The organism is Pseudoalteromonas sp. OOF1S-7, assembly GCF_022347765.1.
Taxonomy (GTDB): Bacteria; Pseudomonadota; Gammaproteobacteria; order Enterobacterales; family Alteromonadaceae; genus Pseudoalteromonas.
The window spans coordinates 16,173-40,569 of the sequence record NZ_JAKRFZ010000007.1 but is presented as its reverse complement, the minus strand read 5'-3'; the positions used below and the strand labels follow the sequence as shown (position 1 = coordinate 40,569).

The following is a 24,397-nucleotide window of genomic DNA, read 5'->3' as shown; positions in this document are numbered from 1 at the left end:
GAAAAAGCGTTCACAATCTGGCTCAATGCTGTAAAATTGCGCCCTGCACATGCATATTAATATGATTTAAGGGTCAGTTATGCCTAGTAATGCATTTTTAGGAGTATTCGCAAAGTCTCCTATTAAGCCAATTGAAGAGCACATTAAGATCGTCCATCAAGCCAGTGAAACCTTGATCCCGTTCTTTAACCATGCCTTCAAAGGGGAGTGGACCGAGGCCGATGCGCTTCGTGTGCAGATCCGTAACCTGGAAAGAGAAGCAGATACATTAAAGCGTGAAGTGCGCCTGCACTTACCACGTGGTCTGTTTATGCCAGTAGAACGTACCGACTTACTGGAACTCATTACCCACCAAGATAAGATCGCCAATAAAGCCAAAGACATCGCGGGACGCGTGATTGGTCGTGAACTGGAGATCCCTGAATCAATTCAAACCGACTTTTTGGCGTATCTGACACGCTGTGTTGATGCGACCAAACAAGCCTCAGAAGCCATTAACGAATTCGACGAACTACTGGAAACCGGTTTCCGTGGTCGCGAAGTTGTCCTGGTCGAAAAAATGCTCGTTGAACTGGATGCCATCGAGGAAGACACCGATGAGATGCAGATCCGTATTCGTAGAGGTTTACGCAGCATTGAAAGTGAACTGAATCCGATTGATGTGATGTTTTTGTACAAAATCATTGAATGGGTCGGCGAGCTGGCAGACATTGCTGAGCGTGTAGGTTCACGACTGGAGCTGATGCTGGCGCGCTAAGCGTACACCATCTGCCTTCACACAATTAGTTAAGAATTAAAGGTTTTACAATGGATATCATTGCATCCTATGGCTCGCTATTGATTATTATTGCGGCCGCAGTTGGTTTCTTTATGGCCTATGGCATTGGCGCGAACGACGTAGCCAATGCGATGGGTACATCGGTTGGCTCAAAAGCGCTGACCATCAAACAGGCAATCATCATCGCGATGATTTTTGAATTTGCCGGTGCTTACCTGGCCGGTGGTGAGGTAACATCAACGATCCGTAAAGGGATCATCGATGCCACGCCATTTATGGACATCCCGGAACTCATGGTTTTGGGCATGATTTCGGCCCTGTTTGCCGCAGGTACCTGGTTGTTGTTAGCGTCCATGCTTGGCTGGCCTGTGTCTACTACGCACTCTATCATTGGTGCCATCATAGGTTTTGCGTTAGTGGCCGTGGGCAGCGAAGCGATTCAGTGGGGCAAGGTTGCCGGTATCGTCGGTAGCTGGATCGTGACCCCTGCGATTTCGGGCTTCATTGCTTACCTTATCTTTATGAGTGCGCAAAAGCTGATCTTTGACACCGACAAGCCATTAGAAAACGCCAAACGATTCGTTCCTGTATACATGGGTCTGGCTGGATTTGTGATGTCTCTGGTGACGATTAAAAAAGGCCTCAAGCACATTGGTGTTAACCTGGGCACTGTCGAAGGTTATGCGCTGGCTATTGGTATTGCTGTATTGGTTGGCTTGGTTGGTAAAATGGCCATCAACCGCCTGAAGATAGACCCGAATGCAGATAAGCAAATGCACTTTAATAACGTTGAGAAAGTGTTTGCGATTTTGATGGTACTGACAGCCTGCTGTATGGCGTTCGCGCACGGTTCGAACGATGTGGCTAACGCGATTGGTCCTCTGGCCGCGGTTGTGAACATTGTTGAACACAATGGCGAAATTGCCAAGAAAGCGGCGCTGGCGTGGTGGATCCTGCCACTGGGTGGCTTAGGTATCGTCGTCGGTCTGGCAGTGCTGGGTAAAAAAGTAATCAAAACTATCGGTGAAGGCATTACTCACCTGACACCAAGCCGTGGTTTTGCCGCTGAGCTTGCAGCCGCGTCTACGGTTGTTATTGCATCAGGCACAGGCCTGCCAATCTCAACCACACAAACGTTAGTGGGTGCGGTATTGGGTGTCGGTATGGCACGCGGTATTGCTGCGCTGAACATGGGGGTGATCAGAAACATTGTGGTTTCGTGGGTGATCACATTGCCAGTTGGCGCTGCCCTTGCTATTGTTATATTCTACATTCTGAGAAGCGCATTCGGCGTTTAACAGAAAGGACAGACTTTTAGCTTGAAAAGATCTCAATGCCTTTGGTGTTGGGGTCTTTTTATTTGTGGGTATAAAAAGTGAATAACTTACCAAGCATTAAACAGTTACAGTATTTAATTGCGGTGCATCAGCACCAGCATTTTGGCCGCGCTGCGGAAGCTTGTTTTATTGGTCAGTCAACGCTGAGCAGTGCCATCCAGAATCTGGAAGAAACGCTGGGATGCCAACTGATAGAGCGTGAAAACCGCAGTTTAATGTTCACGGATGTGGGCGAAGAAGTCGTGGTGCGTGCCAAGCGTATTATTGGTGACACCATCAGCGTGGTAGAGCTCACCAAGAGCTTTAAACACCCTTTATCAGGTAAGTTGGTTTTAGGGATCATTCCTACCATCGCCAGCTTTATTGCAGCGCCTTTATATCGCTTTTGCAAAGAGGCCTTCCCTGAGCTGCAACTGGTGCTGGTGGAAGATACCAGTGATCGCTTGCTCGATAAGCTGGAGCAGGGCCACATTGATATGGGCATGCTGGCGTTGCCCTACAGAACCGAAAAGTTTCACACTCAGGTGATTGCCCGGGATCATTTTTCCTTGGTCCGCCATCAGGCGTATCAGGTACCCGAGCAGCTGGATGACTTTAATGTGCTACCGGAGCAAAGCGTGTTTTTGCTGGAGCGGGAACACTGCATGACAGATCATGCGCTCAGTGCCTGCCACCTTAACCGTAGCGCCTGTATCAACCCCTTTGAGGCCGCTAACCTGCATACCTTGCTCAGCATGGTGGAATACCAAAACGGGGTGACTTTCTTGCCTCAGATGGCACTGAACGCCGGTATCCTTGATGGCAAACCTATGGTCGCCACCGCACCGCAACCCGATGCATATCGTGAAATTGGCCTACTGTGGCGTAAAACCACGGGCCGGATCAGAGATTTCCGCTTGTTCAGCGACAAAGCGGGTGAATTTGTCGCTCAGCATTGCAGCGAAGCTCCACGCCTGTAGCTAAAGAAACATAAAGGGCACCGGCCCTTTATGTCAGACAAGCAAACTATTTGGCTGTGCGCGCTGTGTGCATTTAAGACTCCAGAGAGCTCATCTGGCGACTTGATTTCAGATCGGGTAAGAACAACAGATATACCCACACTACCAGATTAAAATAAGGCACTAAGCCGAGTAGGGTAAAAAACAGTTTAGGGTAGCCTTTGTGGCTTGCGCTGCGGTAACATTGTACGGCGATAACAACGTATATGAGCAACAATATGATAGACAGCTGTACCATTGCAATTCCTCCATTTCCATAGCCAGACGTGTCCAAATCCATTGAATGTCTTGTAAATACCTGTGTTTCATGTATTTAAAGTGACACGTCAAAATGTACGCTTAATTATAGATGAGAATTCCCCAAGAGGCAGCTAATTTTTAGTCGATTTTTATTCAAAAATACTAGCAGGCTGTTTTCTCAGACAAAATAGTTTTCAGCACGGCACCGAGCTGTTCAACTGGCAATGGACGCGAAATATAGTAGCCCTGTCCGTAATCAATACCGATTTCTTTGAGTGCATCAAAGATCTCTTTGCTCTCCACATATTCAGCCACAGAGCGCTTATCCAGTGAGTGACTGATGTCGTTGACAGCTTTTACCAGCGCCAGATCTATGGGGTCGTTTAGCATGTCGCGCACGAACGAACCATCAATCTTAACATGTTGTGCAGGCAGCTGTTTTAAGTAGCTGAAGGTGCTGAAACCGGTGCCAAAATCATCGATTGAGAAGTGACAACCAAGCTCGTTGAGCTTGGCTATCATGGCTTGCGTGGCACTGAGGTTATTGATACTGGCTGACTCGGTGATCTCAAAAATAATGGCACTCGCCGCTACCTGAAACTCCGCCAGGCAGGACTGAATATGAGGCAGCAAACGTTCGTCAAGGAACGACTGAGCCGAGAGGTTAACTGAGACCTGATGTAGCTCAGGGTGTGCGGCAATGGCGCGAATACATTCCCGGATCACGCACTGATCCATCAGGTAGGTGTCATTCAGTAACTCCAGTGCCGGGATAAATTGATTCGGATATACCAGATTGCTTTCGATACGCAGCCGCAATAAAGCTTCGAAATAGGCCACCTGGTTGCGCTTGAAATCCCAGATAGGCTGATAGTGCAGCTCAATATGGTTATTTTGCAATGCCTGACGGACATTATGTCCCCATTCCAGCCCGGTTTGCAGGGTACTGTTCTGGGCATCTTCTTTGCTATAACAGTGCACCAGGTTGCGGCCCAGGTTTTTGGCAATATACAGGGCGATGTCAGCCTGTTTGAGGCATTCGCTGGGGTCGCTGTTCTGGTGGGTGATCTGTGTTAAACCAATGGAACAGCTGATGGTATAGCTGGCTTCCTCGGAATGAAATTGATGGTGTTCAATGGCACTACAGACACTTTCGGCCAGCATATGGGCATCCAGCAGTGGCGTGTGCTTTAGTAAAATCGCAAACTCATCGCCACCGATGCGGAAGATCAGGTGCTCATCGGCAATGTGTTCACCAAACAGTTGCGCCACTTCTTTCAGCACAATGTCGCCTTGCTGGTGACCTTTGCTGTCATTGATGATCTTAAAGTGATCCAGGTCGATATAGATCAGCGCATGTTCAAGCTGTGTATCATGCTTAGCCTGCTCACATAGGAGATTCAATTGCTGATCGAAGTAATAGCGGTTATGCAGGCCGGTCAGGGTATCATGCAATGCCAGGTGGCGCAGCTGCAACTCGGCTTGTTTACGTTCATGGATATTGTCTATGGTTGCCGTAATTGTGGCGGTACTGGTGACATTTTTAATCAGCTGAAAGCGGCATTCAACCCAGATAGGGCATTGGTTGCTCTGCATCACCTGTAGCTCTAACAGCGCTGATTGCTGCTCGCCTTGCTGTACTTTGGTCAGCACCGAGGCCAGTTTGTCGCGGTGCTCCGCCAGCACATAGTCAAACATGCTGGTGTGCAGGCTGGCTTTTAGCTTGTGCCCTACCAGCTGCTCCCAGGCCGGATTTAAAAAGCGGATCACCCCGGCGGTATCCAGTTCCATCACAACGGTATTGAGGTGCAGCAAAATACGCTGGTGTGCCGAGAACAGGTCTTTATAGCGTCGCTCGCTGCGGCTGAGCTGTTCGACCTTTTCAGCAAACTCGGCATAGCTGACCATAAAGTCTTCACGCCGCGCCGCGTGGTCACACACTTTACTCAATAAAGACAGATCATAGGGCGCACGGACAAAGTCAGTGACTCCCAGCAACAGCAGCTGTTCGGCATAATCCGCATCGCGGTTATCTATAATAGTTACAATGGCCTGGCTGGGTTTATGTTGCAGAATGTTCGCCACCAGCTCTTTACCGGCGTCACTGTGTGTTGCCGTTGCATCCAGCAGCACAATGGCAAACTGACTTTGCAGAAACTGTGACAGCGCCCCATTGGTGGTGGTGACGTGCGTGGTGGTAAAGTTCAGTGACAAATGCTGGCAGATCTCATCGGCACGGGTTTGGTCCGGCTCAAGTAATAACAGGTTTAAGCGACTGCTTTTTTCCAGATGGGTTGATAACACATTCGCCAATACCTGCGGTAGTACATCCTGACGCTCCAGTGGTAACACGGCATCTATGCTATAACTGCGTGCCGTGGTTTCGGCAATACGTTCGCAATAGGTGGGCGGTGTGAGTACAATCGGCGTATTTTTCGGTGTTTTTAGCAGTCCGGAGCGCACCATACGGGAGAAGCGCCAGCCATCTATTTTGCCGACATTAAGTCCGGTAATGATTAAATCGACGGCTTGTTGCTTTAATACGCCTAGCGCTGCCTGCGTATCACTGTGTTCAACGATGCGAAATACGTTCAGTGAAGACAAGGTTTTGACGATCAGCTGGCGTTCCTGTTGATCCGCATTCACCAGCAATAATGTGAGTTGCTTTGCCATGGTGTTACAGCCTTAAACCCATGAAATAAGTAAACAAGTTTTTGCCCTTTCTGTCAGTGATATGTCTTGCGCTGTGTACCTTAGAGGGTCCCGTGAGCGGGAGGTCGCTGTGTGGCACCGTTTTAGCTGCGAAATTTCGTACAATAGCAACTAGATTAAAGCTATTTTGGGGCACTGACAAGCGTTACATAGTTTTACCTCAGCACTTGATTTAGCGTAGGTGGATCACTAGACTTGGCGCCTATTTGCATTAATTTGAGGTCTTCTATGCGCGTTGCTGACTTTAGTTTTGAACTCCCTGATGAGCTGATCGCTCGCCACCCCAAAAAAGAACGCTCCAGCAGTCGTTTGCTGACACTGGATGGCAACACTGGTGAATTGCAGCACAAAGTGTTCAAGGATATTGTCGATTTGATCAATCCGGAAGATCTCATAATTTTCAATAATACTAAAGTGATCCCGGCCCGTATGTTTGGTCAAAAAGCCACCGGCGGTAAGCTGGAAGTGCTGGTTGAGCGGGTACTGGATGAGCACAGTGTGTTGGCCCATGTGCGTGCCAGTAAATCGCCAAAAGAGGGGACCGAGATCTTACTCGAAGGCAAAGCAACAGCCACTATGGTGGCTCGTCATGGTGAGCTGTTCGAGCTGAGGTTTCACGGTGATGCGTCGGTGTTGTCAATTCTGGATGAAATCGGTCACATGCCGTTACCACCTTATATTGATCGCCCGGATGAGGAAGAAGATAAAGAGCGCTACCAGACTGTGTATGGTGAAAAGCCTGGTGCGGTTGCAGCGCCGACTGCGGGCCTGCATTTTGATGATGTGCTGATGGCCCAGTTAAAAGACAAAGGCGTTGAAATGGCGTTTGTCACGCTGCACGTTGGTGCAGGGACCTTCCAGCCCGTGCGGGTTGAGAACGTCAACGACCACCATATGCACTCAGAGTATATCGAAGTGCCGCAGGAAGTGGTGGATGCGATTGCCGCTGCGCGCCAGCGTGGTGGCCGAGTTATCGCAATTGGTACAACGTCGGTACGTTCGCTGGAGTCGGCAGCCAAAGCGCATCCGGATGAGCTGAGGCCGTTTTACGGTGATACCGATATCTTTATCTATCCGGGCTATCAGTTCCAGCTGGTTGATGCCATGGTCACCAACTTTCACCTGCCCGAATCAACCCTGATCATGCTGGTCAGCGCCTTCGCGGGTCAGGCGCATATTATGCGTGCCTATGAGACGGCGATTGCCCAGCAGTATCGCTTTTTTAGTTATGGTGATGCCATGTTCCTGACCAGGCAGAATAAGGCGTAAATGATAAAAACCCAGCATTAAGGCTGGGTTTTTCAGTTTTAGCCCCTGAATTCTGTGACCCGGCGCTTTAAAGTGCTATTTTCGCCCCAATATTATTGCCATTATGGTAGAATCGGGCGGTTTTCAGTATCTCCGGGTTTGACGCCCGGTTAAGAGTAAGTTGGACTGTTTTTCCGACCAGAGGTAAGTATGAAATTTGAATTAGATTGTACGCAGGGCAAGGCGCGTCGTGGCCGCCTGATCTTCGACCGGGGCGTGGTTGAAACACCCGCATTTATGCCTGTAGGTACCTATGGCACCGTCAAAGGCATGACGCCGGACGAGCTAAAAGACACAGGTGCGCACATCTGTCTGGGTAACACCTTCCATTTAATGTTGCGTCCGGGCACCGAGATCATCAAACAGCATGGTGATCTGCACGATTTTATGAACTGGGATAAACCGATTTTGACCGATTCTGGCGGCTTCCAGGTATTCAGTCTTGGCGCAATGCGCAAGATCAGCGAAGAAGGCGTGCTGTTCCAGTCTCCGGTCAATGGTGAACGGATCATGCTGTCTCCGGAAAAAGCGATGGAAGTACAGCGTGATCTGGGCTCTGACATCGTGATGATTTTTGATGAATGTACGCCTTATCCTGCGACTGAAAAAGAAGCACGCGATTCTATGGAGCTGTCTTTGCGCTGGGCAAAGCGTTCTAAAGAAGCCCATGGCGATAACCCGTCAGCACTATTTGGCATTATTCAGGGCGGTATGTACCCTGAGTTACGCGCCGAATCTCAGGCAGGACTGGAAGACATTGGTTTCGATGGGTATGCCCTGGGCGGCCTGTCAGTAGGTGAGCCAAAAGAAGACATGATCAACATTCTGGATCACTGTGCTTATAAGATGCCGGAGCAAAAACCGCGTTACCTGATGGGCGTGGGCAAGCCGGAAGATTTAGTAGAAGCTGTGCGCCGTGGCATCGATATGTTTGACTGTGTGATGCCAACCCGTAACGCGCGAAATGGCCACCTGTTTATTACCGGTGGTGTGATTAAGATCCGCAACGCGGTGCATAAAACGGATACAGGTCCGCTGGACCCGGAGTGTGATTGCCACACTTGTAAAAATTACTCACGTGCTTATTTGCATCATCTGGATAAGTGTAACGAGATTTTAGGTGCGCGCCTTAATACCATCCATAACCTGCGTTATTATCAGCGCCTGATGGAAGGAATGCGTGAGGCCATAGCAGCCGGTACGTTTGATCAGTTTGTGGCCGATTTTTATGCCCGACGTGACAGACCGGTTCCGCCGTTGGCCGACACCGAATAATAGTTTGCAATAAAAATTAAATGAGGAAGAGCTATGAGCTTATTTATGTCTAGCGCGCATGCCAGCACGGCAGCCGCAGCACCAGCCGGTGGCGAGTGGAGCATGTTGATCATGCTGGGTATTTTTGGTCTGGTATTTTATTTCCTGATCTACCGCCCACAAGCAAAACGTGTCAAAGAGCACAAAGATCTGATGGGTGCGCTGACCAAAGGTGATGAAGTGCTCACTCAGGGTGGCCTGGTTGGTAAAATCACTAAGGTTGCAGAAGACAAAGATTTCATCGTTATTGCCCTGAATGATCAGGCCGAAGTAACGGTACAAAAATCAGCGATTTCAGCGGTGTTACCGAAAGGCACAATGAAATCGCTATAAACCAGCAATAAGGATGATCCAGTGTTAAACAAGTATCCAATGTGGAAATATTTACTTGTGCTCGCTGTATTGGCCGTAGGTATTTTATACGCTACACCTAACCTGTATGGTCGTGATCCGGCCATACAGGTTTCTGGTACTAAAGGTACCAATGCCGATCTCAGTGTGCTCGACCAGGTAAATAAAACACTTAAAGACAACAACCTCACCGTTAAATCAACGGCCCTTGAAGATGGCCAGGTATTGGTCCGCTTCACCAACGTTGAAGATCAGCTTAAAGCGCAAGACCTGCTGCGCAATACCCTGAGTGAAGATTATATCTCTGCCATTAACATGTCCCCGGCACAGCCTGAGTGGTTAAAGAATTTGGGTGCTAACCCAATGAAACTGGGCCTGGATTTGAGCGGTGGTGTTCACTTCACGATGGAAGTTGATATGGCAACGGCCATGGACAAAGCATTTGAGCAGATGGAGCAGGACTATAAGAGCGATCTAAGAGAAGAAAAACTACGTTATCGTTCTATTCGTCGTGTTGCCAACAGCGATCGTATTCAGGTGGTCATGCGCTCTGATGAAGACCGCGATGCAGCTGAGCGCTTTTTGAAAAACCGCTACCCGGGTAACCTGTTTATCAACGACAGCAGCAATGGTCTGGCATTTTTCTCGACGCTGAGCGAGCCAAAAATCAAAGAGCTGCGTGACTACGCTATCAAGCAAAACGAAACCATCATTCGTAACCGGATTAACCAGCTGGGTGTTGCAGAGCCTAACGTACAACGTCAGGGCGCTGAGCGCATTATCGTTCAGTTACCGGGTGTACAGGACACTGCTCGTGCCAAAGAAATCTTAGGTGCGACGGCAACACTGGAATTCCGTGAAGTGGATCAAAATGCTGATGCACGTGCCGCGGCGCAAGGTCGCGTACCACCTGGTTCAGAAGTGATTATGCATCAGGCTGGTTACCCGGTCGTGGTGAAAAAACGTGTGGTACTAGAAGGCTCACACATTACAGGTGCACAGTCTGGCCTGGATGAGTATCAGCGTCCAAAAGTAAGCATCAACCTGGACAGCAAAGGTGGTGCGAAAATGAGTGCCTTTACCAAGCGCGCGATTGGTAAGCCTATGGCAACCGTATTCATCGAATACAAGCCGTCGGGTAAAGTCGACAAAAATGGTAAGGCCCTGCCGCCAATTAAAGTGGAAGAAGTGATCAACGTGGCCACCATTCAGGCTCGTCTGAACAGCTCATTCCAGATCACCGGCATTAACACGCCAGCAGAAGCCCATAACCTGAGCTTGTTGCTGCGTGCAGGTGCGCTGGTTGCGCCTATCCAAATCGTTGAAGAACGTACGGTGGGTCCAAGCCTGGGTCAGGAAAACATTCAGGCAGGTATGACAGCCGTTGTGCTGGGCTTTGCTTTCGTACTGGCATTTATGCTGATGTACTACAAAGGCTTTGGTCTGGTTGCCAACCTGGCGCTGGCTGCCAACCTGGTGATGATTGTGGGCGTTATGTCGATGATCCCGGGTGCCACACTGACCTTACCGGGTATCGCCGGTATCGTACTGACCGTCGGTATGGCGGTAGATGCTAACGTGCTTATTTTTGAGCGTATTCGTGAAGAGCTGGCAGAAGGGCGCAGTCCTCAGCAAGCGGTTCACCATGGCTATGACAGTGCCTTCAGCACCATTTTCGACGCCAACATTACCACGCTGATCGCGGCCGTGATCCTGTTCTCTGTAGGTACAGGTCCGATAGCAGGCTTCGCTGTAACGCTGGCGATTGGTATTTTAACGTCGATGTTTACGGCTATCGTCGGTACCCGTGCGGTGATCAATGCGGTCATCGGTGGCAAGCGTATTAACTCGCTTTCAATCTAGGAGACGGACATGCAGTTATTAAGAATCAAAGACACTATCCGTTTTATGGCGGTACGTAAGGTGTCGATGGCGTTTTCTGCGCTACTGATCCTGGCGTCTGTTTTCAGCCTGGCGTACAAAGGCATGAACATGGGTCTGGATTTCACCGGTGGTACGGCGGTTGAAGTGGGTTTTTCTCAGCCTGCCGACTTACCGAAAGTGCGTAGCACGCTGGCTGAAAATGGCTTCCCGGATGCATCGGTGACGCTGTTTGGTTCAAGCCAGGATGTACTGGTACGTCTGGCGCCGCGCGATGACGTGAAAGCCGAGATCCTGGGTAACCAGCTGGTGGACGCACTGAAACAGGTCGACAGCAATGTTGAGATGCGCCGCATCGAGTTTGTTGGTCCCAGTGTGGGTGAGGATCTTAAAGAGCAGGGTGGTCTGGCAATGCTGACTGCACTGTTGTGTATCCTTATCTATGTTGCGTTTCGTTTCGAATGGCGCTTTGCTGTGGGCGCGGTTGCTGCTTTGTTCCACGATGTGATCCTGACCATGGGTCTGTTTTCACTGCTGGGACTGGAGTTTGACCTGACCATTTTGGCCGCGATTCTGGCCGTGATAGGTTACTCGCTCAACGATACCATTGTAGTATCAGACCGGATCCGTGAAAACTTCCGTAAGGTGCGCATTGACGATACGCTGGAGATCATTGATATCTCACTGACTCAGACGCTAAACCGTACCTTAGTGACCTCAATCACGACCATTCTGGTACTGGTTGCCTTGTTTGTCTGGGGTGGTCAGACTATTCATGGTTTTGCCACAGCGCTGCTGTTCGGTGTATTCATCGGTACTTACTCGTCGGTCTATGTGGCCAGCTCTGTGGCGGTGGCCATGGGCGTGAGTAAAGAAGATTTGATCCCGGTTGAAGTGGAAAAAGAAGGCGCCGATCTGGATGCCATGCCATAATCAACCTGCAATGTAATAGAAAGCCGCGATTGTATCGCGGCTTTTTTGTCACCACAGGAGCACAGCGAATGCGAAAGGAATTAACAGCACTGATCGGCCTGGCGTTACTTGGCTGCTCGGAGCAAGCCGAGCAGGCAAATGCGAGTACAGCAACACCCATCCAGCCTCAGGATACACTGCACCGCTACCGGCTGATCGCCAGCGATCTGCTTACCAATATTCGGATCCAGACGCCGGCTGAGGCCATAGCACAACAGGCTGAGGATTTGATGCACGAAGCAGGCCCCGTGTTGGCACACTTTAACCAGGCCTATCCACAATGCGGGGCTTACCTGGATGCCGTGCTTGGTGCAGCCCAAACGCTACCGACGCTGACTTTGCAGCAGCTTGAGCTGGACTATCATGATGCACAAGCGCTGCCGACTCTGGTTGATCCCGTGTGTTATCACCCTAAGGAATTACTGGTCCACCCCGCCAAAGTGGCAGTGATGTCCAAGGCCGGGTTGAGCGATGATGAGGCATACCTGGATGCTGAACTGGAGCTGGTTGAATTGATGGCCCATGTTGAGCAAGTCAGGCTGGCATTTAAACGTGCAGAAGCAGCGACTGAGTCATCGGAAGTTGCAAATGATTCAACATCAATTTAGGTACAATTGTCTTTTTGACATATAATTGTCATGTAAAATTGATAATTTGCTCGATTATCAATCACCCCTCATCTTGGTCATCGAGCAGTGGACTCTACGCAGATCCTTTTGGATGAAATCATCGCAAACCAGGCCGTATATACGGCATTCCAGCCAATTTATGATTTGGCAAAGGAGCAAGTGCTCGGCTTCGAGGCGCTAAGCCGTGGTAAGCGGGGCTCTGTGCTGGAGCAACCAGACAGCCTGTTTGCGGCTGCCAGTCGCTACGATAGGCTGTCTGAGCTGGAGTTATTATGCCGCCAAAGAGCCATCACTCAGTTTGTGGCGCAACAACTACCCGGTAAGTTGTTTCTTAATGTCAGTCCAAAAGCATTGCTGGATCCGCGTCATCCCAAAGGCGAGACCTTACATTTGGTTGAACAGGCTGGGCTGGCAGCCAGCCGCATTGTGATTGAGGTGACAGAGCAGGATAAAGTGGATGACGGCTTCTTATTGCTAAAAACCATCGCACATTACCGCCAGCGGGGTTTTACGATTGCCATTGACGATCTCGGAGCTGGCTACTCTGGGCTTAAGCAGTGGTCTGAATTATGCCCTGATTTTGTTAAAGTGGATCGCTACTTCATTGACTATTGCGACCAGAGCATCGTCAAGCGGGAGTTCCTGAAGTCGATCATTGAACTGGCTAAGGCAACCAACACTGCAGTCATTGCGGAAGGGATCGAGCGTATGGAAGAGCTCGCTTTGCTGGAACAGCTGGGGATTGTAAATGCGCAAGGGTATTTGCTGGCCAAGCCCAGTGAGCGCCCCGACTGCGAGATGATCAATCTGGCACAGCATCGCCACAGTAACAATAAAGATAATCCGTTTGAGCAATCCATCGCCATTGGCTGGCTGGCTAAGGACGTGGCGGCTATTCACACCTGTACTCAGTGTCTTGATGCGCACCGGCATTTTGAAAGAGATAAACGGCTGATGAGTCTGACGGTTGTGAATGATGCCAGAGAGCCGGTTGGCTTACTACATCGGGATCAGCTTACCGAAGTGTTTGCAGCGCCTTACGGACATGCCTTATTCGATAAAAAGCCAGTGACCGAGTTAATGGATAAACAGCCGTTAATTGTGGATGAGCAGGAGCAACTGGATAGTGTCAGCCAGCTGATCACTGAGCATGAGTTCGACATTCGGCGGCATATTATCATTACCCGGGAAGGATGCTATCTGGGCCTGGCACCGCTGCGGGATATTCTTAAGCATATTACGGACGAAAAAATTCGCCATGCGCAACATGCCAACCCCCTGACCATGCTACCGGGTAATGTGGCTATCAATGAAGCCATAGAACAGCGTTTGCGTGCCATGCACGGGTTTTCACTGGCCTATATCGATCTCAACCATTTTAAGCAGTTTAATGACCTGTATGGTTACGCCAGTGGCGACAGTGTGATTAAATTGCTGGCCGAAGTCACCGTGGCTGTGTGTAAGCACAGTCATTGCTTTGTGGGTCATATTGGTGGTGATGACTTTATGGTCGTGTTTGACAATGACGACGCCGAGACCTTATGCCATGAGATAATCCAACGGTTTGAAGCCCAATCCAAAGCCTTTTTCACCCCGGAACATGTGGCCGCTGGCGGTTACTGGGCCAGTAACCGGGAAGGCCAAAAACAATTTGTTCCATTGCTGACGTTATCGATCGGACTGGTCTCTCCGGACGTAGAATCTTGCAGTAACAGTCACCAGGTTGCAGCCCTGGCGACGGACGCAAAAAAAGAGGCCAAGCGATATCGTAATAGTTATCTGTTTGTCTGTAATCGCCGTAAACCCAGTGCCCCGGTTGTACGTCTGGATGCCGTGAGCAGCGTTTAGCACAGCATTGTTGCAGTTAGGTACTGTTAGGTGTAGCTTGGGAGTCAACAGCGTGAGGTCCTGAGGTGCTCAGTGCAGGGCTGACAATTCAATGTGAGCTAGGTGGGGTATGGTAAAACGGGTTATCTATCTGATACTGGTACTGCTTGGTGTGGCCGCTGAAGCAAGGCCAACCATTTATGTTGCGAAGGAGATGCGTCCCCTCTATGACCGCGATTTATTTCTCTACGAACTCCTTGATCTGTCATTGAAAGCAGCCGAATACCCGGTTGATATCCAGCATGTTAAAGTTCATCCTCATCAGCAACGCACCCTGTTAGCGCTGAGTAAAGGTGAAGTCGACCTGCACTGGAGTATGTCTAGCCCAGCACGAGAAAAGCTGGCTATCGCGGTTAAATTTCCCCTTTTTAATGGCTTGATTGGCAAGCGCGCTTTGCTGGTACATCGTGCGCAACTCGGGCGTTTTGAAGCGGTTGAGGGGAAAGCTGAGCTGGCAAAGCTGGTCGCTGTACAGGGGCATGACTGGCCTGATACGAAAATATTGGCCGCCAATGGCTTAAAAGTCAGACCGATAGTGAATTATCAGGCGATGTTTGATTTGGTTCTGACGCAAAAAGCGGACTATTTTCCACGTTCAGTCATAGAAGTGGACTCGGAGCTCGCTGCACAGTCAGCCGCTGACTTAGTCAAATTCCCCGGTATTTATCTGTCGTATCCAGCACATTTCTACTTTTTTGTGAGTAAACAAAAACCACAACTGGCAGAAAAGCTGTCACTGGGGTTATTACGTTTGAAAGAAAGTGGACAGTACCAGCAACTGCTGGCGCGTTATTTTGAGCTTTCTTTTTTGACCACGGCAAAGCCTATTTATCTCGATAACCCGTTTTTTCTTACGGAATGAGTAAGTGCTGACAGGTGAGCACCTTTGTGTCAACTCAGGAAGTGGGATGCCAAGACAACCCTGCTGCTGGGCTCAGGCGTTGTCTTGACTGGCTTGTCTGCTAATCTTAACCCCGTTTTTTAATGGTCGGTACCTTCAGTTCATAGGCTTCTTTGTAAGAGATCACCGTGAGTGCAACCAGCATGGCACAGATGGTGGAAAAGATCAGGTAGCCTGTAATTTCAAAGGCGTAAAAGAAGAAGGTGATATCGTAGCCCTTACCATTGCGAAAGTAGTTTTCTATCAGGGCAAAAAAGCTGATGGCTGCACCTATCAGGTAAAGCCAGGGCATCATACTGTCAGCAAATGTGGCACGGATCTGGTGCTTTGGAAAGAGCTTCTTGGTGATTTCTACGCGATAGGTGAGGAGTACTAATATCAATAGCTCTCTGGCCATGGAGAGGCCGAATATCACACTGTTTTGCAGCAGACGATTCTCTTCATCGGAATAGAGACTGATTAAGCCTGTAGAAAACAGCAGGTTTTCTATCAAAATGGACGATAAGTTCATCATTGCGAGCACGCAAATATTAATGTCCTTAATGCGCAGTCCAATCAGGAATACCAAAGAAATGATTGCAATACAGGAAAGGATGAACACATAGGTTGCATCCTGCATAATAAAAATGACTACTACCATCACGACGTATGGTAGTAGTAGGTCTTTAATCGATAAATCCTTTGTCATGTCGAAGTACGTTTTGTCTCAATTTTTTGGGAAGTTTGTTGGGCATTGGGTCGAACAGGGTGTAAAACACTGGAACCGGCAGCGACTTTTTGGCAATCAGTTAATGAAAGAGTTTTCATATTGATATTCCTTATGTCATTGTTGTTTGCCTAACCAAAACGACTACAAAAACTGGCTAGTCAGCTTACAGAGTATAGGCACAGCTTCCGCCTTTGCTCATTCATCACAGAATTACGTGCGAGTAACGACAACGTAATGCTGATGAATCGGGAGTGCTTTCAGACCTATCATATATGATTTATTTCATATAGCACAACATAAGGTCTATTAAGCTCTGGTTAATAAATTTACCACCTAGACCAGAAAAGTGAAATGATATTTTTCATATAACTTTAATTATTTGTTAATTTTTTTGTTTGTTTCACTTTTTCTTCTTGAAAATCTGAATATTAACCGAATTTCTAAACTTTAAATTTTGCCATTTCTTTTTCCAGCTGATGGGTCAATGCTGTAATACTGTCGGTTGCCTGATGTGCATGATGCGAGACCTGCGCGGTTTGGCTGGCAGTATCTGATATTGTGACCACGCGATGCGCGGTATCTTCTCCGGCAGCTAGCTGTTCCTTCGCAGCCTGTGCTATCTGGTCGCTCATTTGCGATATTGCACTCAGCGACTCAGCCACCCGTTTCAGTGCGTCGCTGGCCTCGTTAGACATTGTCACGGTTTTTTCACTGGTGGCAATGCTGAGTGTCACCGATGTCTTGGCTTCCTGAGTTGCGGATTGGAGATTGCCAATCATGGTGTGAATTTCTTCTGTACTGCTTTGTGTGCGTTGCGCCAGTTGTCTGACTTCGTCGGCCACTACGGCGAACCCGCGCCCTTGTTCACCTGCACGGGCAGCTTCAATTGCGGCATTCAGCGCTAACAGGTTGGTTTGCTCTGCAATACTCTGGATCACACTCAGTACATTGGCAATGTTCTTCACTTCTTCATCCAATACCTGGATATTATTGCCGGCGCTGTCAATTTGCTGTTCCAGCAGGGCAATGGCTTCAGAGGCCTTAGTGGTCAGCTTATCAGCGCTTTGCCCCTGGCCTTCTGCCTGCTGCACTGACTCGGCAGCCTGCTCCGCATGTTCTACAACGGTCTGAGCGGAGGCCGTGAGCTCGGTAATGGCCGAGGCCACCATTTGGGTTTCTTCGCTCAGGCTGCGGGTGAGTGACTCCAGTTCATTTGAGCGAGCTTCACCATTGTGGCTTTGTTCGTTGAGCGAATCACTGACCGACTTCAGCCCGCCAACCACACCTTTGAGCCCCTCCTGCATATATTCCATTCCTGCCAGAATACTGTCTGGTTTGGCGTTATCACTGTGGATCTGAGATGTCAGATTACCGCGGGAAACTTCCTGAACGATATGGAGTACGTCATCCAGTTCTGCGCCCAGTTTGTTAGACAGTGATAATCCAAATCGGGTTAGTGCAAAGGTCAGTGCGACGGCGATGAGGAAGGATAAAGAAGCCAGCCAGCTTGCGGTATCCCAATACCGTTCGTCGACTTCCTGATAACTGATCCCGGTACCAACATACCAGCCGAACAGTGGCGTTTTTTGCACTACTGAAGTCATAGCAGCGACAGCGCCGTTGCGCTCCGACGTCCAGTTATAGGTAATAATGCGATTCGTTTGTGAACCAACCAGACGCTCCACCATACGGCCAATACTATTACCATTGGCATCTTTGAAGTCGTTAAAGCTGGTGTTATGAAGGTGGGGGTCATGCGGCGCTGCAATAAAATTAAGGTTACTGTCTACCACATACACATATTCAGAGTCGTGGTATTTGTTTTCCCTTAAGATTTTTGAAGCCAGGGCCTTGGCTTGCATTTCAGTCAGCTCACCGCTGCGCACAAACCCTTCGAACTGTTGCACAATGTTGGCTGTGCTCTTCATTAGCTGGTTGATACGTGCGATGTTATCTGTTTCGCTTGCATGTCTTAGGGATTGCAGCCCGACGATCGCGACCAGGATGAGTGCGATAAAAATGGAGGCTGCAAATAGAATGATTTTTGTTCTTAAAGTTAGTGATGAAAACACGTGATGCCCCTGTAGCAGAACCTGACTTAATGATTTAACACGAATTCCTTATTGTGGAAAGCTGAAAAGCATCATTAAGACCGGAATTTTAGATGATTTTTCCTCACTATAGGGGGTGACAGCGCTTTACCTTGCATTAATTATGTTAACTTCATCTTCACTAAGTAAGCGGTACTCTCCGACTGCCAGCTGTGCATCGAGTTCGATGCCCGCGACATTCTCTCTGTGCAGTTCCACAACCTTGTTACCCACTGCGGCCAGCATCCGTTTAACCTGATGATACTTGCCTTCACAGATCGATAAGCGCAGCGAATACTTATCCAGCTGCTCTGCAATGGCGGGCTGAGTGAGGTTTTTCTCATTGTGCAGGGCAACCCCCCGACGCAATTGTTCAAGGGCCTCTTCGGTGAGCGCTTCTTGTGTTTCAACCAGGTATGTTTTGTATTTTTGCTTCTTTGGCGAGGTAATTTGATGAGACCAGTCACCATCATTAGTGATTAAAACGAGTCCGGTCGTATCCAGGTCTAATCGCCCTGCAACATGAAAATCTTTTAAGTTGGGCTCATCAAGTAGCTCAAAAACGGTGGGGTGCAGGTCGTCCTGATTGGCGCACACGTAACCTGTGGGTTTGTTCAGCATATAGTAACGTTTACCCAGGTAAACCAGCTGTGACCCCTCCCACTCAACCAGATCATCCTGTTGCACAGTATGATCCGCTTTATTAATCTTGTCGCCGTTGACGACGGCGAGGCCTTTTTTGATCCCAATTTTGACTTTACTGCGTGGCAGCTCACTGACATGGCTGACAAACTTATCTAAACGACAGGGGAATTTCATAGTAGTTGCTCTGTTAATTTGGATGCGACCCGCGTGTTGCTGCGGGTGAGCTGAACCAGCTCTGGAACGCTACATTATATGCTAGTTCTTGCGGTAGATCTCGGGATCCAGATCATAGGGGTGCACGCTGAGATTGAGCGGTTCGTCACCGCATACACTGTACAGCGCATTCAACAGAGTTTCGCTCAGCAGTTGCTTTTGTGCCAGATTACGTCCGGCAATGATATGAGCCTGAACGTGGATAAAACCCAGGTGTTCACCACCTAAATGGTAGTCAGCATAGGCAATTGCCCGAGTTTTTATGGATGCAGGGTCAAACAGTTGAGTGCGCTCAGCGCCCTGATGGACGGCCTGGACGAGTTCGGAAACAGAAATATTCAGGTGTTCAGAATGTTCAATGATCAGATGAGGCATGGTATCACAGGATAATTATCGCTAATATGGCAATATGATATGAATCTTCTCTTGCACTGCCAAGTAATTAGTTGGGCGATCGGGTGCCCCTTATCTGGTATGCAGTTCTATGGATAACAGGATAGTATGCTGGCGATATTTAAATCTAAACCACTACTGGAAGACGCTCAGGCCCAGCAGTTAATCGTTTTATTTGGCTGGGCAGTTGAACACTTTGATGTCGATTTCTTTCTTCGATACACACGCATTGTTGAGCCCACTGTGCAGGACTTTCCGGATCAGGTCCGCAGTGTAGAGCAGATGGCACAAACAGTATTTGATCGGGTTCGTGAATATGCCGGAATGCAACACTGGCCAATTTCACTGTTGCCGCCGCAACAAATGCCAATGCAGCAGACTTTTCCCCGCTTTACTCTGACTGGCGGGTTGCGCGGTGATTCGGTATCAGTGGCTGAGGAGCCTGCTCTGCCAGTTGCTTTGTCCTATAACCCCAGCCAGATTAATCAACCGCAGGATATGGTGGCGAGTCTGGCGGGATCCCTGGCAATGATATTAATTCATCAGGTAGGTAAGTTACCACCAGGTGGTCAGGAACACCTGCCTGTTGCAGCCGATGTATTGGCGGTGTTTATGGGCTTTGGCGTGATGTTAAGCAACAGCGCTTATCACTTTAGAGGCGGGTGTGGGTCCTGTTATAACGCCTACGCTAACCGACAAGCCGCGCTCAGTGAAGCCGAAACGGTATTTGTACATGCCCTGGTGTGCTATTTCAAGCCACAATATCAAGGTGCGAAACACCTGAAACCACACCTTAAAAGTTTGTATAAAAAAGCGCAAAAGCAGTTGCGGGGGATCATTAAATCGTCTCCTGACCCGGTTTTACTGGCACTAGAGGAGCGTAGTCGTGTCACCTTACCTGGATGAGTTTATTCTGATAGCACTGGCACACTTTTTCGCTGTCGCGAGTCCCGGGCCCGATTTTGCCATTGTTCTGAAGCAAAGCATTAGCCATGGCCGACGCAATGCGCTGATGACAAGCGCCGGGGTTGGCCTGGGGATTTTAGTGCACGTTACCTATTGTCTGCTCGGTGTCGCGCTGTTGTTATCACAATCGCCAGAACTCTTTAATGCCTTTAAGTATCTGGCGGGCGCCTACCTGACATATATGGGGATTCAGGCACTACGCGCGAGCGCCACTCCTGCTTCAGCGCAGCCAGGAGAAGCACAGCCGCTCACTCAGGAGAGCGGAATCAAGGCACTGCGCCGTGGCTTTTTGGTTAATGCACTGAATCCAAAAGCGACCTTGTTTTTCCTCTCGCTGTTTACTTTGGTGATTGATCCCGGCACGCCGCAGTCCGTACAACTTTTCTACGGATTGTATATGGCGCTGGCTACCTGGATATGGTTTTCATCTCTGTCGCTGGTGTTGAGCAAAGCCGCAGTTCGAGGTTTTTTTCAACGTGCCGGACACTGGTTTGATCGCGGTATTGGCGTGATTCTGCTTCTGCTGGCACTCAGGCTGGTTCTGTAACGTCAGGAGAAAATATGGCATCAAGAGACATCCTGAATTTTGCCTTCGGCTCAAATTTAACCCCAGCGCGCCTTGAGGCACGCTTACCGCATGCCCAATTGCTTGGTACGGCGCAGTTGCCCGGTTACACACTGGGTTTTCGCCATCTTGGTCAGGATGGCTCGGCTAAGTGTTCCATTGAACCTGATAGCAGCGCAGAGGCCCATGTGCATGGTGTGCTGTATGCGTTAACCGAACAGGAAATGACGCAATTGGATGACATTGAAGGCGAAGGCTATCAGCGTCAACGTGTCGAGGTGGTGCGCGCTTGTGGCACTTTAACTGTGGCACACTGCTATATCACTCAACAACTTCATAACGACCTGCTGCCGTTTTCCTGGTACCTGGAGCATGTGCTGCGGGGCGTTCAACATCATCAGTTTCCCGCGGCGTATCAGCAGCTGCTTGCAAAGCAGCCGTGTATCCTGGACTTGGATTACCTCAGGGCCCGGCGGGAGTTGTCTATATATCAATAAGGAAGAGCATTACACATGAAGTACCAATTTGGCAAAGGCCTGATCGCCGCCGCACTCTTGTCTGTGAGTAGTACCCCGGCATTGGCACAGCAGCAGGCTCCAGGCGTGAATGTTGCAGATGTAGAGCAGGCGGTTGCCGAGGCCATGGAGACATTCCATATACCCGGCATTGCGGTTGCCGTTGTTGAGCGCGGTCAGGTCGTGCTAAGCAGGGGATTTGGCGTACGCCATATTGCACAACGGGATAAGGTCGATGCGGATACCCTGTTTGGTATTGCCTCCAATAGTAAGGCATTTACGGCAACTGCACTGGCCATGCTGGTGGATGAGGGTAAGCTGAGCTGGGATGATCAAGTGATTAAACACATCCCGGAGTTTCGTCTGGCCGATCCCTATGCAACGCGAGAAATGACCATTCGTGACTTACTGAGCCATCGCAGTGGCCTGGGCAAAGGTGCAGGCGATCTAATGATCTGGCCCGATACGGATAAAAACATGGCTCAGTTACTAGCCGGGATTGCACATTTGCCTACAAACAGTAGCTTTCGCAGTGAATATGCATATAACAACCTGATGTTTGTGGTGGCAGGCGAAGTGGTACACAGAGTGAGCGGTCAGGATTGGCGGACTTTCGTCGAGCAGCGTATGTTCAGACCGTTGGGAATGCAGACATCCAAAGCCGGGTTTGCTCGGATCCCGAAGCCGAACACCAACTGGGCAACTGGCAGTATTTACTGGGAAGGACAGCTGACGCCCTTTTTCGTAGACTATCTGGAAGATTTTCGCGGTGCCGGTGCGATTGCGTCAAGCGCAAATGATATGAGCCGCTGGTTACTCACCCAGTTGTCCCAGGGACAGACACCAGATGGTAAACGCTTGTTCAGTGGTGAGCAGCAAGCCCAGATGTGGTTACCGCATATTATGCGTAAGCCCAGTAAAGAGGGTAAAAAATATTACCAGCAACAATTCAGAGGTTATGGTCTGGGCTGGGCCATTGAAGATTATTTTGGCTATAAAAAAGTCGGGCATGGTGGTGGGATCCTGGGCATGGTCTCTCAGGTGGCGATGATCCCGGGCAAAGAACTTGGCGTGGTGGTATTGTCTAACCAGCAGGTCTACCCGGCCCTGAGCGCCATCATTAATGAAGTGTTTGAAGATGCACTGGGTCTGCCTGAGAGAGACTGGGTGAAAGAAACCGCAGAACGTTATTATGCGAAACGCGAGGAAACTTATCGCGAAGCAGGCGTGGTAAAAGTGGACAACCCCCAACCGGCACTGGCCAGTCAAGTGTATACGGGTACCCTGAGCAGTCCCTGGTATGGCGATGTCATTGTTGAAGAGCGAAATGGTCAGTTGTATATCGACTTTACCCATACTGCGATGCTGAAGGGAAAGCTGGTCCATCACAGTGGTAATACCTTTGTCGTGCAGTGGCAGCAGCCTATGCTGGAAGCAGATGCGTATATTCATTTTACTTTGTCGCCATCGCAACAGGTAGAAGCGGCAGACATGTCCTGGGTGAATCCGGATATCACGGATTTCAGTTTTGATTTTCACAATCTGCAGCTGCGGGCAAAATCACTGCCAGAAAGTTAATACCCGTTTGCGTAACACACTAGGTATAAGGTTACACCAAAGTATCAGGGCTTACCTCGCGAGGCTCTGATACACTCAATTTATAAAGCTTTGAGTTACTCAATAATTTGTTCTACGAAGGACTGAGATTGCTATGCGTACGGCCCTGATCACACACCCGTTTTGTCGTAAACATAAAATGATTGCAGACCACCCGGAGTGCCCGGAGCGGTTGGATGCGATTTCCGATCGCATCCTGGCGTCCGGCCTGGACGTGGCCATTGAGTATAAAACAGCACCCAGGGCGACAGTAGAAGACATAGCACGGGTACACGACCTGGCGCATATCAATCGCGTATTTGAGGCATTGCCCGAGTCTGGTCTGGCTGAACTGGACGGGGATACCTGGTTGTGTCCGGATTCGATGAAGGCCATTGAGCGGGCAGTGGGTGCGGGTTTACTTGCCGTTGATGAGGTGCTTGCAGGTAAGCTGGATGCGGCTTTTTGCGCCGTGCGCCCGCCCGGTCATCATGCCAACCAGCATAGTTCGTCGGGGTTTTGTGTATTCAATAACCTGGCCATTGCTGTGGCTTATGCGAAGCAGCAGGGGGTTGAGCGTATCGCGGTGCTGGACATAGATGTTCATCATGGCAACGGGACGCAGGACATAGTGCGTGATGATCCTCAGGTGTTGTTTTGTTCTTTGTTTCAATATCCTTTCTATCCGAATACGGCGATCGAAAATACCGACTCAGTGTTGAACTCCCCGTTACCTGTAGGCAGTGATGGGCGTGATTTTCGGGCGCTGGTTGAACAACAATGGTTGCCCAGGCTAGCGGCGTTTTCACCTCAGCTAATCTTCATCAGTGCCGGGTTTGATGCACACCTGGAGGATGATATGGGCGGCCTGAGCTTTGTCGAGCAGGACTATATCTGGTTTACCGAACAAGTGATTGCCTTTGCCAAAGCCCAGTCATGTCTGGGGATCATTTCCTATCTTGAAGGCGGCTATGATCTGTCATCCCTGGGGCGCAGTGTTGAGTGCCATGTCCGGGCACTGGCAGAAGCCTGAGGTTCACCCTGTTAACGAATATTCTCTAACAGTGTAAAGGCATCTTCGACACTGCACTGGCTTAGCTTAGCAACGCAGCACTGGCCTTCCTGCACTAAAGTTTGTTGCACTAAACGGGTGAGTTCATCGGCCGATAGAGGCGTTACCACCTGGCCTGAACGGGTCAAATACCGACCATCACGATAGATACAGATCCCCTCGTCAGGGCCCGTATAATGGCACATCTCAGCCAGTTCAGTCTCACTGTGGACGTAAGCGAGACTTTGGTCTAACCAAAATAGGAACGGGTAAGACTTTATTGTCATTATTTGTTCTTGGTCAAGGTTGTTTAAATTCTCTTCATTATACTCGATTAGATTGGCTG

23 protein-coding genes are annotated in these 24,397 nt (G+C 49.4%); 16 read left to right on the top strand and 7 right to left on the bottom strand.

Translation table 11 applies throughout. The annotated features are described in order from the left end of the window. Window positions 1-79: 79 nt before the first annotated feature. The 3 genes from MHN33_RS11830 (at window position 80) to MHN33_RS11820 (ending at window position 3,074) form a co-directional block, all read left to right on the top strand. Complete coding sequence (locus MHN33_RS11830) at window positions 80-757, top strand: TIGR00153 family protein (protein WP_239398183.1); 678 nt, start codon at window positions 80-82, stop codon at window positions 755-757. Between the two features lie 50 nt (window positions 758-807). Next, on the top strand, window positions 808-2,076 hold the full coding sequence (locus tag MHN33_RS11825) for an inorganic phosphate transporter (protein WP_239398182.1): 1,269 nt from the start codon (window positions 808-810) through the stop codon (window positions 2,074-2,076). A gap of 77 nt (window positions 2,077-2,153) precedes the next feature. Then, window positions 2,154-3,074, top strand: a complete 921-nt coding sequence (locus MHN33_RS11820; RefSeq protein ID WP_239398180.1) for a hydrogen peroxide-inducible genes activator — start codon at window positions 2,154-2,156, stop codon at window positions 3,072-3,074. A gap of 73 nt (window positions 3,075-3,147) precedes the next feature. Here the strand turns inward: MHN33_RS11820 and MHN33_RS11815 are convergent, their stop codons facing one another. Beyond that, window positions 3,148-3,351 carry a hypothetical protein gene (locus MHN33_RS11815; protein ID WP_239398179.1) on the bottom strand — a complete coding sequence of 68 codons (204 nt, stop codon included), beginning with the start codon at window positions 3,349-3,351 and terminating at the stop codon, window positions 3,148-3,150. 164 nt (window positions 3,352-3,515) lie between these two features. Next, window positions 3,516-6,026: an EAL domain-containing protein gene (locus MHN33_RS11810; protein ID WP_239398178.1), complete on the bottom strand. Its 2,511-nt coding sequence runs from the start codon at window positions 6,024-6,026 to the stop codon at window positions 3,516-3,518. 267 nt (window positions 6,027-6,293) lie between these two features. Between MHN33_RS11810 and queA the strand changes: the two genes are divergently transcribed. The 8 genes from queA (at window position 6,294) to MHN33_RS11770 (ending at window position 15,269) form a co-directional block, all read left to right on the top strand. Further along, a complete protein-coding gene (queA, locus tag MHN33_RS11805) occupies window positions 6,294-7,334 on the top strand; it encodes a tRNA preQ1(34) S-adenosylmethionine ribosyltransferase-isomerase QueA (protein ID WP_239398176.1) in 1,041 nt (346 codons plus the stop codon). Window positions 7,335-7,523: 189 nt separating this feature from the next. Next, window positions 7,524-8,648 carry a tRNA guanosine(34) transglycosylase Tgt gene (gene tgt / locus MHN33_RS11800; RefSeq protein ID WP_010383277.1) on the top strand — a complete coding sequence of 375 codons (1,125 nt, stop codon included), beginning with the start codon at window positions 7,524-7,526 and terminating at the stop codon, window positions 8,646-8,648. 33 nt (window positions 8,649-8,681) lie between these two features. Beyond that, window positions 8,682-9,020 (top strand): preprotein translocase subunit YajC, encoded by a 339-nt coding sequence (gene yajC / locus MHN33_RS11795; RefSeq protein ID WP_046004309.1) that lies wholly within the window; start codon window positions 8,682-8,684, stop codon window positions 9,018-9,020. 21 nt (window positions 9,021-9,041) lie between these two features. Continuing rightward, on the top strand, window positions 9,042-10,901 hold the full coding sequence (gene secD / locus MHN33_RS11790) for a protein translocase subunit SecD (protein WP_239398174.1): 1,860 nt from the start codon (window positions 9,042-9,044) through the stop codon (window positions 10,899-10,901). A gap of 9 nt (window positions 10,902-10,910) precedes the next feature. Further along, window positions 10,911-11,852 (top strand): protein translocase subunit SecF, encoded by a 942-nt coding sequence (gene secF / locus MHN33_RS11785; protein WP_239398172.1) that lies wholly within the window; start codon window positions 10,911-10,913, stop codon window positions 11,850-11,852. Between the two features lie 68 nt (window positions 11,853-11,920). After that, window positions 11,921-12,499, top strand: coding sequence for a hypothetical protein (locus MHN33_RS11780; RefSeq protein ID WP_239398170.1), 579 nt, complete (start codon window positions 11,921-11,923; stop codon window positions 12,497-12,499). Between the two features lie 87 nt (window positions 12,500-12,586). Further along, on the top strand, window positions 12,587-14,368 hold the full coding sequence (locus MHN33_RS11775; protein ID WP_239398168.1) for a bifunctional diguanylate cyclase/phosphodiesterase: 1,782 nt from the start codon (window positions 12,587-12,589) through the stop codon (window positions 14,366-14,368). Between the two features lie 109 nt (window positions 14,369-14,477). Continuing rightward, window positions 14,478-15,269 carry a transporter substrate-binding domain-containing protein gene (locus tag MHN33_RS11770; RefSeq protein ID WP_239398166.1) on the top strand — a complete coding sequence of 264 codons (792 nt, stop codon included), beginning with the start codon at window positions 14,478-14,480 and terminating at the stop codon, window positions 15,267-15,269. Between the two features lie 106 nt (window positions 15,270-15,375). Here the strand turns inward: MHN33_RS11770 and MHN33_RS11765 are convergent, their stop codons facing one another. The 4 genes from MHN33_RS11765 to MHN33_RS11750 all read right to left on the bottom strand — a co-directional run bounded on the left by MHN33_RS11765 (window position 15,376) and on the right by MHN33_RS11750 (window position 19,340). Next, a complete protein-coding gene (locus MHN33_RS11765) occupies window positions 15,376-15,996 on the bottom strand; it encodes a hypothetical protein (RefSeq protein WP_239398165.1) in 621 nt (206 codons plus the stop codon). 461 nt (window positions 15,997-16,457) lie between these two features. Next, window positions 16,458-18,089 carry a methyl-accepting chemotaxis protein gene (locus MHN33_RS11760; protein ID WP_239398163.1) on the bottom strand — a complete coding sequence of 544 codons (1,632 nt, stop codon included), beginning with the start codon at window positions 18,087-18,089 and terminating at the stop codon, window positions 16,458-16,460. 126 nt (window positions 18,090-18,215) lie between these two features. Continuing rightward, a complete protein-coding gene (locus tag MHN33_RS11755) occupies window positions 18,216-18,926 on the bottom strand; it encodes a pseudouridine synthase (protein ID WP_239398162.1) in 711 nt (236 codons plus the stop codon). A gap of 81 nt (window positions 18,927-19,007) precedes the next feature. Further along, on the bottom strand, window positions 19,008-19,340 hold the full coding sequence (locus tag MHN33_RS11750; protein ID WP_239398160.1) for a 5-carboxymethyl-2-hydroxymuconate Delta-isomerase: 333 nt from the start codon (window positions 19,338-19,340) through the stop codon (window positions 19,008-19,010). A gap of 126 nt (window positions 19,341-19,466) precedes the next feature. Here MHN33_RS11750 and MHN33_RS11745 point away from each other — a divergent pair, with 126 nt between their 5' ends. From MHN33_RS11745 to MHN33_RS11725, 5 genes are all read left to right on the top strand, one after another. Further along, the gene (locus MHN33_RS11745) at window positions 19,467-20,264 is read left to right on the top strand and encodes a hypothetical protein (RefSeq protein WP_239398159.1); all 798 of its coding nucleotides are present in this window, start codon (window positions 19,467-19,469) and stop codon (window positions 20,262-20,264) included. Beyond that, window positions 20,245-20,871 (top strand): LysE family transporter, encoded by a 627-nt coding sequence (locus tag MHN33_RS11740; RefSeq protein ID WP_239398157.1) that lies wholly within the window; start codon window positions 20,245-20,247, stop codon window positions 20,869-20,871. The genes MHN33_RS11745 and MHN33_RS11740 overlap by 20 nt, the downstream gene beginning before the upstream one ends. Before the next feature lie 14 nt (window positions 20,872-20,885). Next, entirely contained in the window at window positions 20,886-21,386 is a 501-nt protein-coding gene (locus MHN33_RS11735) for a gamma-glutamylcyclotransferase family protein (protein WP_239398155.1), read from the top strand. Window positions 21,387-21,401: 15 nt separating this feature from the next. Then, complete coding sequence (locus MHN33_RS11730) at window positions 21,402-22,982, top strand: serine hydrolase (RefSeq protein WP_239398154.1); 1,581 nt, start codon at window positions 21,402-21,404, stop codon at window positions 22,980-22,982. Window positions 22,983-23,115: 133 nt separating this feature from the next. Continuing rightward, window positions 23,116-24,033, top strand: a complete 918-nt coding sequence (locus MHN33_RS11725) for a histone deacetylase family protein (protein WP_239398152.1) — start codon at window positions 23,116-23,118, stop codon at window positions 24,031-24,033. Between the two features lie 11 nt (window positions 24,034-24,044). Here the strand turns inward: MHN33_RS11725 and MHN33_RS11720 are convergent, their stop codons facing one another. Next, entirely contained in the window at window positions 24,045-24,338 is a 294-nt protein-coding gene (locus tag MHN33_RS11720; protein WP_239398151.1) for a DUF4144 domain-containing protein, read from the bottom strand. Window positions 24,339-24,397: the final 59 nt, after the last annotated feature.

What these genes read in the sequence shown, in the direction of transcription:
- MHN33_RS11830 (WP_239398183.1), top strand. Translation starts at nt 80, where the DNA reads ATGCCTAGTAATGCATTTTTAGGAGTATTCGCAAAGTCTCCTATTAAG.
- MHN33_RS11825 (WP_239398182.1), top strand. Translation starts at nt 808, where the DNA reads ATGGATATCATTGCATCCTATGGCTCGCTATTGATTATTATTGCGGCC.
- MHN33_RS11815 (WP_239398179.1), bottom strand. Translation starts at nt 3,351, where the DNA reads ATGGTACAGCTGTCTATCATATTGTTGCTCATATACGTTGTTATCGCC.
- MHN33_RS11810 (WP_239398178.1), bottom strand. Translation starts at nt 6,026, where the DNA reads ATGGCAAAGCAACTCACATTATTGCTGGTGAATGCGGATCAACAGGAA.
- queA (WP_239398176.1), top strand. Translation starts at nt 6,294, where the DNA reads ATGCGCGTTGCTGACTTTAGTTTTGAACTCCCTGATGAGCTGATCGCT.
- tgt (WP_010383277.1), top strand. Translation starts at nt 7,524, where the DNA reads ATGAAATTTGAATTAGATTGTACGCAGGGCAAGGCGCGTCGTGGCCGC.
- yajC (WP_046004309.1), top strand. Translation starts at nt 8,682, where the DNA reads ATGAGCTTATTTATGTCTAGCGCGCATGCCAGCACGGCAGCCGCAGCA.
- secF (WP_239398172.1), top strand. Translation starts at nt 10,911, where the DNA reads ATGCAGTTATTAAGAATCAAAGACACTATCCGTTTTATGGCGGTACGT.
- MHN33_RS11780 (WP_239398170.1), top strand. Translation starts at nt 11,921, where the DNA reads ATGCGAAAGGAATTAACAGCACTGATCGGCCTGGCGTTACTTGGCTGC.
- MHN33_RS11770 (WP_239398166.1), top strand. Translation starts at nt 14,478, where the DNA reads ATGGTAAAACGGGTTATCTATCTGATACTGGTACTGCTTGGTGTGGCC.
- MHN33_RS11765 (WP_239398165.1), bottom strand. Translation starts at nt 15,996, where the DNA reads ATGACAAAGGATTTATCGATTAAAGACCTACTACTACCATACGTCGTG.
- MHN33_RS11755 (WP_239398162.1), bottom strand. Translation starts at nt 18,926, where the DNA reads ATGAAATTCCCCTGTCGTTTAGATAAGTTTGTCAGCCATGTCAGTGAG.
- MHN33_RS11750 (WP_239398160.1), bottom strand. Translation starts at nt 19,340, where the DNA reads ATGCCTCATCTGATCATTGAACATTCTGAACACCTGAATATTTCTGTT.
- MHN33_RS11745 (WP_239398159.1), top strand. Translation starts at nt 19,467, where the DNA reads ATGCTGGCGATATTTAAATCTAAACCACTACTGGAAGACGCTCAGGCC.
- MHN33_RS11735 (WP_239398155.1), top strand. Translation starts at nt 20,886, where the DNA reads ATGGCATCAAGAGACATCCTGAATTTTGCCTTCGGCTCAAATTTAACC.
- MHN33_RS11730 (WP_239398154.1), top strand. Translation starts at nt 21,402, where the DNA reads ATGAAGTACCAATTTGGCAAAGGCCTGATCGCCGCCGCACTCTTGTCT.
- MHN33_RS11725 (WP_239398152.1), top strand. Translation starts at nt 23,116, where the DNA reads ATGCGTACGGCCCTGATCACACACCCGTTTTGTCGTAAACATAAAATG.
- MHN33_RS11720 (WP_239398151.1), bottom strand. Translation starts at nt 24,338, where the DNA reads ATGACAATAAAGTCTTACCCGTTCCTATTTTGGTTAGACCAAAGTCTC.